This window comes from Streptomyces sp. NPDC111656 (genome assembly GCF_055656965.1).
Genome location: NZ_JBVKCA010000022.1, coordinates 124,934 through 137,276, shown reverse-complemented (window position 1 = coordinate 137,276; position 12,343 = coordinate 124,934). Strand labels below are relative to the sequence as shown.

13 protein-coding genes and 4 pseudogenes are annotated in these 12,343 nt (G+C 65.6%); 11 read left to right on the top strand and 6 right to left on the bottom strand.

Translation table 11 applies throughout. From position 1 onward, the window contains the following. Window positions 1-554: 554 nt before the first annotated feature. On the top strand, window positions 555-974 hold the full coding sequence (locus ACZ7M3_RS42990; RefSeq protein WP_472071050.1) for a DUF3592 domain-containing protein: 420 nt from the start codon (window positions 555-557) through the stop codon (window positions 972-974). A gap of 403 nt (window positions 975-1,377) precedes the next feature. Here ACZ7M3_RS42990 and ACZ7M3_RS42985 read toward each other — a convergent pair. From ACZ7M3_RS42985 to ACZ7M3_RS42970, 4 genes and pseudogenes are all read right to left on the bottom strand, one after another. Then, a pseudogene (locus ACZ7M3_RS42985) lies at window positions 1,378-1,455 on the bottom strand (Imm32 family immunity protein); the annotation flags it as partial. 277 nt (window positions 1,456-1,732) lie between these two features. Further along, window positions 1,733-1,891: pseudogene (locus ACZ7M3_RS42980) on the bottom strand (ISAs1 family transposase); the annotation flags it as partial. A 160-nt stretch (window positions 1,892-2,051) separates the two neighbouring features. After that, the gene (locus tag ACZ7M3_RS42975; protein ID WP_472071067.1) at window positions 2,052-3,287 is read right to left on the bottom strand and encodes an IS701 family transposase; all 1,236 of its coding nucleotides are present in this window, start codon (window positions 3,285-3,287) and stop codon (window positions 2,052-2,054) included. Window positions 3,288-3,419: 132 nt separating this feature from the next. Beyond that, the gene (locus ACZ7M3_RS42970; protein WP_472071048.1) at window positions 3,420-3,974 is read right to left on the bottom strand and encodes an ATP-binding protein; all 555 of its coding nucleotides are present in this window, start codon (window positions 3,972-3,974) and stop codon (window positions 3,420-3,422) included. Window positions 3,975-4,109: 135 nt separating this feature from the next. On the opposite strand from ACZ7M3_RS42970, the gene ACZ7M3_RS42965 reads away from it, so the two are divergent. The 5 genes and pseudogenes from ACZ7M3_RS42965 (at window position 4,110) to ACZ7M3_RS42945 (ending at window position 8,584) form a co-directional block, all read left to right on the top strand. Continuing rightward, a complete protein-coding gene (locus ACZ7M3_RS42965; RefSeq protein WP_472071046.1) occupies window positions 4,110-4,613 on the top strand; it encodes a lactococcin 972 family bacteriocin in 504 nt (167 codons plus the stop codon). A 215-nt stretch (window positions 4,614-4,828) separates the two neighbouring features. Beyond that, window positions 4,829-5,323 carry a hypothetical protein gene (locus tag ACZ7M3_RS42960; protein WP_472071044.1) on the top strand — a complete coding sequence of 165 codons (495 nt, stop codon included), beginning with the start codon at window positions 4,829-4,831 and terminating at the stop codon, window positions 5,321-5,323. 195 nt (window positions 5,324-5,518) lie between these two features. Beyond that, window positions 5,519-6,113 (top strand): annotated as a pseudogene (locus ACZ7M3_RS42955) (transposase); the annotation flags it as partial. Between the two features lie 419 nt (window positions 6,114-6,532). Next, entirely contained in the window at window positions 6,533-7,270 is a 738-nt protein-coding gene (locus ACZ7M3_RS42950) for a TRADD-N-associated membrane domain-containing protein (RefSeq protein ID WP_472071042.1), read from the top strand. 747 nt (window positions 7,271-8,017) lie between these two features. Continuing rightward, complete coding sequence (locus ACZ7M3_RS42945; RefSeq protein WP_472071040.1) at window positions 8,018-8,584, top strand: hypothetical protein; 567 nt, start codon at window positions 8,018-8,020, stop codon at window positions 8,582-8,584. Between the two features lie 878 nt (window positions 8,585-9,462). Here ACZ7M3_RS42945 and ACZ7M3_RS42940 read toward each other — a convergent pair. Next, entirely contained in the window at window positions 9,463-10,128 is a 666-nt protein-coding gene (locus ACZ7M3_RS42940; protein WP_472071038.1) for a DUF4190 domain-containing protein, read from the bottom strand. 85 nt (window positions 10,129-10,213) lie between these two features. After that, entirely contained in the window at window positions 10,214-10,486 is a 273-nt protein-coding gene (locus ACZ7M3_RS42935) for a hypothetical protein (RefSeq protein ID WP_472071036.1), read from the bottom strand. A 92-nt stretch (window positions 10,487-10,578) separates the two neighbouring features. On the opposite strand from ACZ7M3_RS42935, the pseudogene ACZ7M3_RS42930 reads away from it, so the two are divergent. The 5 genes and pseudogenes from ACZ7M3_RS42930 to ACZ7M3_RS42910 form a co-directional block, all read left to right on the top strand. Further along, window positions 10,579-10,815: pseudogene (locus ACZ7M3_RS42930) on the top strand (FtsK/SpoIIIE domain-containing protein); the annotation flags it as partial. Between the two features lie 88 nt (window positions 10,816-10,903). Continuing rightward, on the top strand, window positions 10,904-11,512 hold the full coding sequence (locus tag ACZ7M3_RS42925; protein WP_472071034.1) for a DUF2637 domain-containing protein: 609 nt from the start codon (window positions 10,904-10,906) through the stop codon (window positions 11,510-11,512). Between the two features lie 12 nt (window positions 11,513-11,524). Then, the gene (locus ACZ7M3_RS42920; protein WP_030673588.1) at window positions 11,525-11,716 is read left to right on the top strand and encodes a mobile element transfer protein; all 192 of its coding nucleotides are present in this window, start codon (window positions 11,525-11,527) and stop codon (window positions 11,714-11,716) included. A gap of 16 nt (window positions 11,717-11,732) precedes the next feature. Beyond that, a complete protein-coding gene (locus ACZ7M3_RS42915) occupies window positions 11,733-11,927 on the top strand; it encodes a hypothetical protein (protein ID WP_329326434.1) in 195 nt (64 codons plus the stop codon). A 25-nt stretch (window positions 11,928-11,952) separates the two neighbouring features. Then, entirely contained in the window at window positions 11,953-12,198 is a 246-nt protein-coding gene (locus ACZ7M3_RS42910) for a SpdD protein (protein WP_472071031.1), read from the top strand. Window positions 12,199-12,343: the final 145 nt, after the last annotated feature.

Below are 12,343 nucleotides of genomic sequence, written 5' to 3'. Positions count from 1 at the left end.
ACTCTCAAACGCGACCGCCACACGGCCCTCGCTGAGGCCGCTTGACACACAGAGGCACTCATCAGCGTCTCCAACGGCGCCTCTCGGGCCCGGTGACACCACCCCCCAGGTCATGCGTTCGACAGGGGGGAACAGCCATGCCGGGCCCAGAGGCCAGCGGTCCTCTTGCAGGACCGCAAAAAAAGATAACGGGGGAAGGCCGTCGTGGACCGTCGTCATCTGTCGTGGTCGGCCACCCTCGGACGGCCCACAGACGGCCCAGCGGTCACACGCCGATGGAGGTCGGTGGATTCCCAATGACCCAGTCCAAGCGCTGCTGCCCGGGTTCTGCGGCACTTGTTTGGAAGGTCGCGTATGTGGGTCCGGTCTCAACTGCCAACTTCCTGACCGGGCATGGAGCGCGCCCCGGACTGTTGTTCACCGCGACTCCCCGTGTCTTCCCGCCGGAACGGGCACGCGGAGGGCACGTGGCTGCCGCCGACCTCGACGAGACGGTGCGGGCCGGACGCATGAAGTGTCACACGTCTCGGCAATCTGAGACCTAAGGTCCTCATGTGGGGGAGTTCATAGTGGGGGCGCTGCTCGGCGTCGTGTTCGCCGGCGCCACCGTTGCAATGGGGCGCGATGCTTGGCGAGTCCATGGAGTTCGTCGGCGTGGGATCCGGACGACCGGCATTGTCGTTGGCATCCGGGAATCGACGGACGGTGACGGGGACGCCCAGCTGTACCCTCAGGTCCACTACGCGCTCGCTGATGGCCGAGAGGTCATGGGTGAGGGCGGAGCACACGCGATGCGCAGCCCACTGTCAGAGGGCGACAGGGTAGAGCTTCTGTATCGGCCGGAGGATCCCGAGCGGATCATCCTGATTGCCTACGACAGACACATGAACATCTGGGTCTACGGTGGGGTCTCCCTGCTCCTGGGAGCCATGGCACTGTTCTGGGCGCTCTCGGCGATTGTCTCCTTGCTGTGATCCGCCTGAATCATGCTGTGCGCTCCCCTGTGTTTCCCACAGGATCTGCCACCGGCATCCGCCTGCGGGCTGCCCTTCCAACGACCACCGCTTTAGGAGAGAGGCGGGGGTGCCTTGCTGGTGACCTGCAGCTTCGATACGTCTTGTGGTGGCTGGCAACTCGACCGCGCGACACCGCCATTGACCGTGGCTGACCCCTGCATCTGGCACGGTTGTGGCACGAACCTCAGCCGACGACAGTCAGCCACGGCGGCGGGTATGCCAGCCGACCACGCACGCGTATGCCTCGCTGCACCCCCACCGACCTCAGCCACGCTACGGGGGTGTTCGTCGACCAGAGCAAGCGGCGACGGCCGGCCCGTTGCGACGGCCGGAAGCCCTCAGCTTGGGAAGCTCAGGGCGTCTAGGGCTTGTTCAAGACCAGGCCTACGGAGCCTTCTTCGAGCCCGTCGTCCTCCTCCAAGTGGAGATGAGCACCGCCCGGTGTGCCGTCCTAGGCGAGCGGGAGGAGGTGGCCGATCAGGGTCTGCAAACCCGGCAGCGCTTGCCGACGACAGCCGGCCACGACGGCGGGCGCGCCAACCGACCAGGCGCGCGTGTGTCTCGCTGTACCCCCACCGACCTTAGCCAGCCCATTTGCGGCTATCTGGCGTGCGTCACCTGTGGCGGTCCGGGCGCAGCGCGTGGCACGGACCAACTGGGTCGTCGTGCTCGACGCCGACGACCAGGGCCCCGGCGTTCTCCCCTGGATGTCCGGTTCATGGTGATCTTGTGATGCCGTAGAGGGCGAGGACTTGGTGTCGGTCGGTGTGGGCGCGTCGGGCGGAGGAGATGTTGACGTGCCCGGCCAGCTTGAGAGCACCGCGGATCAGGTCGCGGACGGTGGCCAGGACGGCGGGGGTGTTATGGGCCCTGACAACACACGTGCCGTGGCCGCGCGTTCATGGCCCCGCCCGTGAATACCACCGCCCGACAATGATTTCAGGCCGTGCCGGGGCCGCAAATCGGCCAAGCCTTGACCGCCGTAGCACCCTCGTAGAAGATCCTTCCTAGTACTCCAGCTGTAGATCGCGATCTTCATGCGTAGTCGGGTTGCCGTTGGTAGTGGCTGCCCTGGGATCGGGCCTGGTGGCGACGTCGCCAGTGGGACCAGGCGAGCCAGTGGGCCGTACCGTGGACGAGCGGGACGACGAGCGCGTTGAACAGGCGTTGGATCTCGTTGCAGGTGAGCGGTATCAGGCCGTCTGGCCCGGAGTGGCGGGCGTGTTCGTCGGCGCGGACGACGGTGAGGAAGGCATGGGCGAGCATCGCGAGGGTGACCCAGCGGTGCCAGGACGTCCAGCGTCTGACCTGGTGTTCGTCCAGTCCGGCCAGGCCCTTGCCGGACTGGAAGGTCTCCTCGACCGTCCATCTGCGTCCGGCGACCTGCACCAGAGTGGACAGCGGAACCCGGGTCGCTGAGTAGCAGTGGTAGAAGGCGAGTTCGCCGGTGCGCCGGTTGCGGCGGACGAGCAGCTGGTGGTGGCCGGGCCGGTCGTTGGCGATGTCGGCCAGGGCCCAGTCGTAGAAGCGGTGCCCTTTGGCTCCGGCGCCGGCGGAGAGTTTCTGCCAGGCCCGCTTCGGCAGCTTCTTGACCAGGGCGTCGGCGCGAATCTTGCCCGCGCGGGTGGTGATCTGGTGGTCACGGGCGACGGCGAGTACGTAGCCGACCTCGCGCCTCTCCAACTCACCTCGCAGGTGCGGGTTGCCTCCGTAGACCTCATCGCCGGCCACCCAGGATGCGGGGACGCCGGAGTCCAGTGCTCGGCCGATCATGCGGGCGGCGAGTGCAGGTTTCGTGGTGAAGCCGACGGTGTCGGGTATCCCGGCGGCCCGGCAGCGGGCCGTGTCCTCGGTCCAGGAACGCGGGACATACAGCTCCCGGTCGATCGCCGCGTGTCCGAGCGGGGTGGAGTAGGCAAGGTAGACAGCGACTTGACTGTTCTCGATACGTCCGGCGGTACCGGTGTACTGCCGCTGCACGCCCACCGTGTGCGTGCCCTTCTTCAGGTCGCCGGTCTCATCCACGATCAGCACCGCGTCCTCGTGGCGCAGGTGCTCGACGACGAAACCGCGGATGTCGTCGCGAACCGCGTCGGCGTCCCACTTGGCCCTCGACATCAGGTGCTGCAGGCCGCACGGGGTCGCGTCCCCAGCATGTTCGGCGAGCGTCCAGCAGTTCTTGCGCGGCAGGTCCGACAACAGCCCAAGCACGAACGCCCGTGCCCGGCGCCGGGGTTCCACCCGGACGAACCGTCCCGCGATCCGGCCCATCAGGACCTCGAACGCTTCCTGCCAGCGGGCAGGATCTATGCTGTGGCCCGCGGCCACCGTCTGATCCTCTGTCTTCACACACCGATGATCACCAGTGGCCGCGCCTGCTCCCGGACCGGCCCACAAGTACGATCACGAGCTGCGTATGGAACGCTGCCCGACCCAGCCGGTTGCGGCCACCACCTCCCGCGCGATGTCGATGACAGGCCGCAGGTCCGTTATCACCCGCACCGTCCCTGCGGTGGCCCGCTGGTCCAGGAGCCGTCCCTTACGGACACTGCCTGCCAGCTCCTTTTCCAGCTCCGAGCCGAGTTCCCGGCCCACCAGCCGCTCGCGAGCGGTGGCGTCGGAGGCGGTGAGCAGGACCCGCGTCATCCGCACATTCGCCCCCATGGCGCGCTCAAACATGCCCGTCGCCTCAGGCAGCACACTCGCAGTGTTCGTGTAGATCAGACGACGGTAGCCGAGCCGGGCGAAGTTCTCCCATACGGCCGTCAGATTCCTCTCAGTGATCTCCGAACGGTGGGGGTCCCCCTCTGGTGCCGGATGCACCTGCCCCATGAAGTCGCCCTCGATGACCGCATGAGGGATCGCCGCAGCGCGCAGCAACGCCGAAACCTCCCACCCCACCGTCGTCTTGCCGACGCCGGCCCGCCCGCCGATGAGTAGTACTTCCGCGTGATCCATGGCGGCAGCGTGCCAGTTGGCGACCGCCTCACGCGATCCCATATCGCCCCGCCCTCAGGACCACACCCGACACCAAGATCGCGATCTACAGCTGGAGTACTAGCCCTCGATAGCGGGGGTGGAAAAGGGGGAAACGTGAAAAGGTTTGGAAAGTCAATACTCTTCGGCATTTCGGGCGCCGCGCTTGCGGTTTCCAGCTTCGCCACCCCGGCGGCGGCCTACGGCCCTCAGAGCGGAACCGGTACCGGCGATACCGTGATTGAGGCCAGCGGCGGCCTCATACCTGGGCAGCCCGTCATCCACAAGAGGGGTGACGGCGTCAAGCCGCCAGCGGAGCTGGGTAACCCCTCTGAGTGGGGCGTGGTAAAGCTGGAAATCAAAGATTCGGCCGTTCAGGCGAAAGGGAATACCTGCGAGAATGTGACTCATGGCAAGTGGTGCTATGGGTCCGAATCGGCGTCGGGTGGAACTGGAAAGAAGTGTTACTCGAACTACATCGCGGATGTGACTCACAAGTCAACGGTCAGGGTCATCAACATCGACCATTCAAGTGGCTGGGTGGCGAAGGGGCAGACTTCCTACGCCAACCACACACAAGGTGCGGCATATACCTGCTACGCATATTACGATAATGCATAAATGTGTCCGCCGTGATGAGGGTTGATCTCCCTCGGGTGGGCCATTACTCCGGGCGCACTCGCGCCCGGAGTAATGGCGCATTAGGGTCGGAAGGGGAGAGAGTGAACTTTTGGGGTGCTCGGGCCGCGTCGTTTGCGGTGCCACTCGGGCTTGGCTTGTTGCTTGGCCTGATAGGGCCTACCGCTGAGCATTGGGGTGGCAGTCCAGGTGCGGCCGTGGGCGCCGTTTTCACTGGTGGGTGGCCGTGGGCCTGTTACGCGTTTCTGGTGGGTTATTTCCGCCGGTCTAAAATCGAATCGGTTGTTCTCGCGTCTCTGGGGCTGGCTATCGGTGTCGTGACCTACTACCTGACTAAGGGAAGCCTGGCCTCCCTAGGTGGACTGGATTCCTCAGGTGCGGGATCATCCGGAATTGCCCTCTGGGGTGTGCTGGCATTCTTCTTCGGAGCACCCCTTGGGTTCCTGGGGAACATCGCGCAGGTGCCGGGTATCGGCGGCCTGTTCTTCCGGCTGCTTATTCCCCTGGTGGCTTTTTATGAGACTTCCATGCGTCTGGAGACGGAGTCGCGCGGGCCGAGTCAGGTTGTTCTGGGTACCTGGACCACCGTTCGGTTCACGGCTGTTGCCGTTGCGGTCGCTCTGGTGGGCCACACGGTCTGGGGTTGGTGGAGGTCTCGCCGTAATCGTTCCACCGGGGTGGGCGTTGGCTAGCGAGGTGTTTCAGCGTGGCCACTGAGGTGTTTAGCGTGACCACTGATCGAGTGACGACGTAACCGTCCGCAACGGACAAGGCCCCCTTGCCGTTGAGGGAGGTGATCGACGTCTCAACTCGCTGGCACAGCAGCCCTGTTGGTTTCCTGACCTGTTGCACTCGACCTGCTCCGTGCCCTGGTCGAGTGGGTCACCATGCTCATCGTCACCCGCAAGGGTGACCGCCGCTGCAAGCTCCCACCGCACCAGCGTGCTCTGGTCGGTCTGGTGTACCTGCGCCGGCACGACACTCTCGCGCAGCTCGCCACCGGCTTCGGCATCTCCGTCGGCACCGACCACGCCTGCACGACCGAGGTGATCGGCCTGCTCGCCGACCGCGCGCCCGGCCTACCGCGCGCTACGCGAAGCCGACCCCGACTACGTCCTGCTGGGCGGCACCCCTGCCGTGTGCGACCGGGTCGGCGACAGTCGAGCCGATTACGCGCACAAGCACCGCCGACACGGAGTGAACGTGCAGGTGGTGACCGACCCGGCCGGGCGATTGCTGATCGCACCCGCTCTGCCCGGCCGCGCCCACGACCTGACGGCGGCCCGCACCCGCCGGATCATCCGTATCTGTGAGCGCCAGGGCGTCCCGATCCTCGCCGACCGGGCCTGCATCGGAGCAAGCTCATGGGTGACGACACCCCTCAGACGCCCACCGGGCCGCGAGCTCACACCAGCCCAGCAAACCGTCAACCGTGCGCTGTCCGCAGCACGGGCACCGGTCGATCGCGGCGTGGCGGCCATTGCCGACCGCCTTGGCGCGATGATCCGCGACGGTGGGGGAGACCCCTCGGACAACGGCGACAAGGGCTCCGCACGGACGTAGTGGCACGCGTGTGGCACGGCGCCTGAAACGGTGCAAACGACTCCCGGTGCAACGCGCTGGGCGTCTGCGTCCCGCAGGGCTTGTGCGAGGGGTTGCTGGACCGCGACCTTACGGCTGAGGTGAAAGGAGCTGTGCCGCTGAACTGCCGCGCAGCGATGCTGACACCCTAGTTCCCGCCGACCTAGACTGCAGCGCTTCCCGTGGCCTCGGGTGATCGGCTACGGGTCGGGCACGCTGCTTACGGCAACTGGTCTTGCGGTGACTATCCTCCAGTGCCTCGCCACCCCGCTACGCTGCCTGTAGTACCTTAGCTGCGGCTTTCGAGGCGGGGGTTGTCTATGCACCAGGGTGCCAGCGGCGACAACTCGTCAGCCGAGTTGTCTGCTGAAGAGTCGGCCGGCGGCAGCGAGGTTGAGCCCGTGGGGACTGTCAGCGCGCAGGGGGAGGCGGACCAGGCCGAGCTGCGCAACGAGGTTTCGGGCGGTTCCTTCCATGGCCCGGTCATTCAGGGCAGGGACTTCGTGCTCCATCTTGGAGACGGCACGGACAATGAGCCTCCGGGAGCCAACAAGACCCCAGAGACACTTGCTGAGCAGCGGCAGCGGTTCTACTTCGACTTTCTGAAGCACTCGCTAAGACAAGCAGAGTGGACGTTCCGACTAAGTGTCTGGTTCATGTCAGGAGGCGCTGCCGTAATTCTGGCTGGCGGCGTCCTCGCACTAGTCCACGCCGGGAATCCGGACCTCAGTTACCTGCCCATTGTGACCAGCCTGACGGGAGCACTCATCACCGTAGGTGGTGGCGCGTTGGCGGTTCATGCCCGCCGCGCGCGTACCCACGTTACTGAGCAGGCGGATCGCCTGGATCTCAAGATTGACCTCGATCACAAGCTAGAAACAGCAACTGCCTTGATCGACAGAGTTCAAGATCCTACTGCGCGTGATCGCCTCCACTCTGCTGCTGCCTTAAAGGCGCTGGACATGCAGTCCAGCCCAGAGATCATGGTTGACCGGTTGCTTCCTGACCAACAGCAACGAAGTGCCGGGGAGATTGGGCCAAGCGATCCATCCCGTTGAAGGCATACCTCCCACAGGACATCAATGACGTCCGTCAAAGTAAGCCGCGACGGCGGATCCGTGACGGCGGGGCATGGGGCGATGACTCCTTCGTCCCGAAGCAACTTGGGCGGGGGCCCTGCCTTGGGCTGGCGTGCTTCTCACCTGCGCAGATGGTCCGCAGACGTCCGCGCTCGTCCGCCGCTGTTCGTCGGCGCTGTCACGCAGTTAGACACTCACCCCTGCTCCCGCTGCGTCGATGACTGCAGCGACGGCCGGACAGAGACGCTGGTGTACGCCCCCGTCCGACGTCTTTGATGTCAGCTGTTGATGTCAGAAGCCTTCTGATCCGTAGCTCTACAGAGATCGGTCAACGAGGGTTGTTCAGGGCTCCCGTTGGATCGTGAGGACCGTTGCTGGGTGCTGGCGGTTGGTTGGGTTGCTGTACTTCGCTGCTGTACCGTGCCGCAGATCCACTCGGCACTCCGTCCCGCAGCTCCTGCGGCGCCACGCGACGTGCACTGGTCCGACGGAAGGCTGCGGAGCGGCGGCTCTACGGCATCGACCTGGGTGAACCTTCTACTGACCAGCGGATAGTCGCCCACAAGGGCGACTCAGCCCTCGGCTAACATGCTCAGCACTCTGATCATGTGAACAACCTGTGGATATTTGGGGTGGGGTATGCGTTGGCGGCCAGTCCTGCTTGGGTTCGCTTCGGTCGCGTTGATGTCAGCCTGCAGTTCATCAAATAGCACTGCGGGTGGTGATGTGGCGCGCTCGGCAACGCCATCAACGGCCAACGTCGCGGCAGAGGCATCCCCGACGGTTCAACCGCAAGACACGCCTGGGTCCGTGCGCCTGGCTGGCGATCTCAAGTTCGGCAAGTCATACGACTTCAACCGAGATTCCGAGATCGATCACACTATGCCCGAGTCGCAAGGAAATGCGACGGTTCTGGAATATCGTTCTAAAATCGCGCGGGCGGAGCAAAAGCCAACGGAACTGCACGACTTCCTCCACGGTAAGTACTCGTGGGCCTCTTTGAAAGTGCGGATCTGCTACGACGGGGGAACCGTCGACGAGGAGGATGAGGACACCACCAGCATTTCCGCCTGGAGGTGGGTCTTGGAGCTGTCAGACGGCTCCATAGCAAGTCCGTTCGATGACGAACTGCCTAGTTTCCCTAGGCCTCTATACCCCACGGACGAAGAAGATCTCCACGCTGGCGCATGTCGCACGGGTTACGTCATCTTTGCCGTGCCGGATGGTCAGCGGGTTACTCGGGTGCTGTACGCGCGGGAAGGGTATCTACCCGTGGCGTGGACTGATCGGTAGCCGTTACTGACGGGCCGCCAGAACGCCGACCGCTCAACCAAGCCGCACACGGTCTTGAAAACCGTCGTGGCAGCGATGTCACCGTGGGTTCAAATCCCACACCCACCGCGTGGTGAGCAGTGAGAACGGCCCCTGACCTGGGATGTACGGTCAGGGGCCATTCGCTCGCTCGCACGCCGCGCCTGCCTGAACCTCAGCCGACGAAAGTCAGCCATGACGATGGGTGCGCCGACCGACCAGGCGCGCGTGTGCCTCGCTGCACCCCCACCGGTCTCAGCCACGCTGCTGATGCCGTCGATCAGAGCAAGTGCGACGGCAGAAGCGTGGTGACGAAGCTTTAGCGGGGTCACTTCTTCGTCCCGAAGCAACTTGGGCGAGCGAGGGAGTGTCCTTCACCTGTGTCGGACGAGAGGAAACAGTTCAGCGCCCAAGGCTTTGACCTGGGCACTGAACTCTTCTCTGCGAAGCTGAAATCGAGGATCTGCGCACTGATCTGTTCAGTGCGCAGACACCCGACGGTGCGGCTACTTGGGGCGTTCGTAACCGACGAAGAGGTCGTGGGTTCAAATCCCGCCACCCCGACAGCCGAAACAGCAGATCAGGCAGGCACTGGATTCAGCACCTGCCTGATCTGTTTCAGTCTGCGTGTCTATCCCCGCCTGCCACGCAAGCGGCTTGCCTCCGTCATTGAGACTCGCTCTGCTCCCCGCGCGCGGCCCGGCCCTCGGCCGGGCCTGCGGTCATGTCTCCGCCCCGCTTCAGCCCGGCCGGCGCCCGTGCCGCTGCGACTCCATGGTCTCCATGATGCAGCGAGCCCGCCGCTGCGGGGTGCGCGGCGAGGCCTGCAGATGGTGGTCGGCGTCGTGCGACGTCAGCGATCAGAAGTCAGTTCGGGACGCTTTGATGGTCTTGCACTCGAGCTTCTTGGCGTCCTTGATCTCGTCCGCGTTCACCAGCGCACCAGCGTTCTTGTCAGTGAACTTCTGGCCCGGGGCGAGGTTCTCGGCGGTTGACATGAAGTCGTTGACCTTCTTGCCGTCGGCCAGGACCTCGCCCTCTACGAAGTACGAGTATCGGCGGTCGCCGTTGTTGGCGTAGTCGACGTGGATGGCCATCTCCTTGATGCCGAAGTCGCCGGTGACCACGTCGCACTTAGTGACCTTGAAGTCCTTCATGACCTTGGACTCCTTGGCGCCGCTGGTCTTGGACTTGCCGTCGCCGACGGTGGTGGAGTCGTACGACTTGTCGAGCTCCTTACTGGCCTTGTCGACGGCGGAGAAGAACAGGGCGTTCATGGCAAAGAACATGATGATCGCTACGGCCGAAGTGACGAGGCCGGTGATGCCGGCGCCCTTGCCCTTGCGGACCTTGCCCGCCTTGGAGAGGCCGATGGCGCCGAAGATGATGCCAAGGATCGCGAGCGGCCAGACGACGACGTTCAGGACAGGGATGAAGCTGACTACGACGGCGATGATGCCGAGGACGAGTGCGGTGGTGGCCAGCCCGTTGCTGCCGGGCTGCTGGGGGTACTGCTGCTGGCTCATGGTGCTCCCCACGGGTTTCTGCTGTGTTTGCGCGTGGGTGACTGGTGAAGGACCTGTGTGGTTGCCGCGAAGGTACGGAAAGTGATTAGTTCGTGATTGAACTTTCCTGATAGGCAAAAAATTTGGTGTGCAGGGCGCGGCTGTGGTGTTTTGAGAGGTCAGCGGCGGTGACGGCGGGATCGGGCAGGGGCCTCACCTCGGCGTCCGACCGCGATGCGTCACGCGGCTCCACCGTCGTCACCCGCAGTGCGGTGTGATGCTTCGCGTTGAGGAAAACGAGTCGTCCTGGTTGCCCGACATGCGCGGCGGTGTGGACAGCACGCCGCACTGCCGCACTGCCGCAGTCCGCGAAGTCCACCGATCGGCCGCACCCGCGGCAACATCCGTCCGAGCGTTCGTGCAACCACTCGACACAGCACGCCCGATCGAACGATTTCCGCCATGCGGCGCTCCGCCTGCGCCATCGCACCCGAACGGCCCGGCCTCGCCGTCGCGGGCGACTCCTCCGGCGGCTGGTCTCGTATCCGCACGCCGTACCTCTCTCTCGGCGACGCCGCCGAGATCTGCCGGGAGTCGGCGCACATGGTGCCCGACCTGCCCGCGCTCAAGCCCTTCCGGCCCGACGTACCCGTACGGCCCGTCGAGTCTGCGGCCCCGGTTGTCCAGCCTCGCCCTGTGACCGACTGATTCCTTCCCCCCTTCCCTACCGGCCGGCGTGACCGTCTCGCGCCAGGTCCCTACCTCGCCATGCCCTGAATCCGGAAGGAGCCGCAGCATGCGCGCCCAACTGGCCCGTATCGACGCGGTGCTCATCCAAGCGGTCATCGCTGCCGCGCTGTCCTTCGCTCACCTGCACGACGTCGCCTCGGCGGCCGGGCAGGCCGGGTGGAAGGCGTGGGCCTATCCCGTCTCGGTCGACCTGCTGCTCGTCGCCGCATGGCGCCGACTGCGGGCCGGGGAGGCGAAAGCGGCCGGGTGGTGTTGGTTCGTCATCGCCCTCACCGCCTCCCTCGGCGCGAACGTCGCCACCGCGGGACTCCTCGACCTGGACCAGGTCCCGGCCTGGCTCCGCATCCTCGTCGCGGGCTGGCCTGCGGTCGCCTTCCTCGGCGGCACACTCCTCGCCCACTCGGCACCGTCACCGTACGAGGACACCGAGAGCACCGCGGACCGCGAGGACGCGCCCGAACTTCCCGCGCAACTGACACCCGAACCGCCCCCTGCTCCGACCGCCGTATCCGTCCCGGCCGCCCTGGTCGAGCACGCCCGCAAGGTCGCCGCCGAGCACCGGACCCGTACCGGAGCCGCCATCGACACCCCGACCCTCCGCGCCCGACTCGGCGTCCCCGCCCCCATGGCCGACGCCATCGCCGCTCAGCTCTGAAAGGAGATCCGCGTGACCGCCAACCGCCGCTTCCGCTCCGTCACCCGCATCGGCCCCGTTCAGGTCGGCACGTCCTACGACGGCCGGGGTCGTGAGAAGCACACCGCCGCTTGCACCGCGCCGCGCTGCGGCTTCTCCGCCGACTACGACAGCCGCGCCGCCGCCGAACTCGCCGCCCGCACCCACCGCTGCCCCGTCCGTTGAAAGGACTCAGCACACCGTGACCGTCAGCCTGCCGCTCGTCCTCGTCCTCGGCCTCATCGCCTGGGGAGCGGTCAAGTTCCTCGGCGTCCGCACCTGGATCGTCGTCGTGATCGCCCTGTTCGGCTTCCTGCTTTCGCGCACCTTCATGGCACCCGCCATCGACTCCGGCACGCGTTCTGGGGTGGACGTCATAAACGGCTCGCATAACTAGACGAGTAGATAAGGGGAGACCTGCTGTGTTCCTGCCCAAGTATCCCGAGAACCCGACTCCGCCGTCGACCTACGTCCACGCCCCGGCCGATCCGGCGCCGGTGCGCCGTGCGATACCGCAGGTCTCCGTCAGCCCTGGCGCGGTCGCGGCCGTCCTCGTCGGCGGAGTCGTGCTGACCGCGCTCCTGGCTGCTGTCGCCGTGACGGCCATCTCGGTCTCCATCGCTGCCGTGGTCCTGCGCTCGATGCTCCGCGATCACCACTGGCGCTGAACGGTGCCTGATGCCCCGGGGCGGTTCGACACGGCCAAGCATCCGCCGCCCCGGGGCTCATCCCTCCTGACCAGCGCAGCAAGCCAGCCAGAAGGAGAACGCCATCTTCACCCGCCCCACCCCGCCCCCACTGCCCGAACTCGCC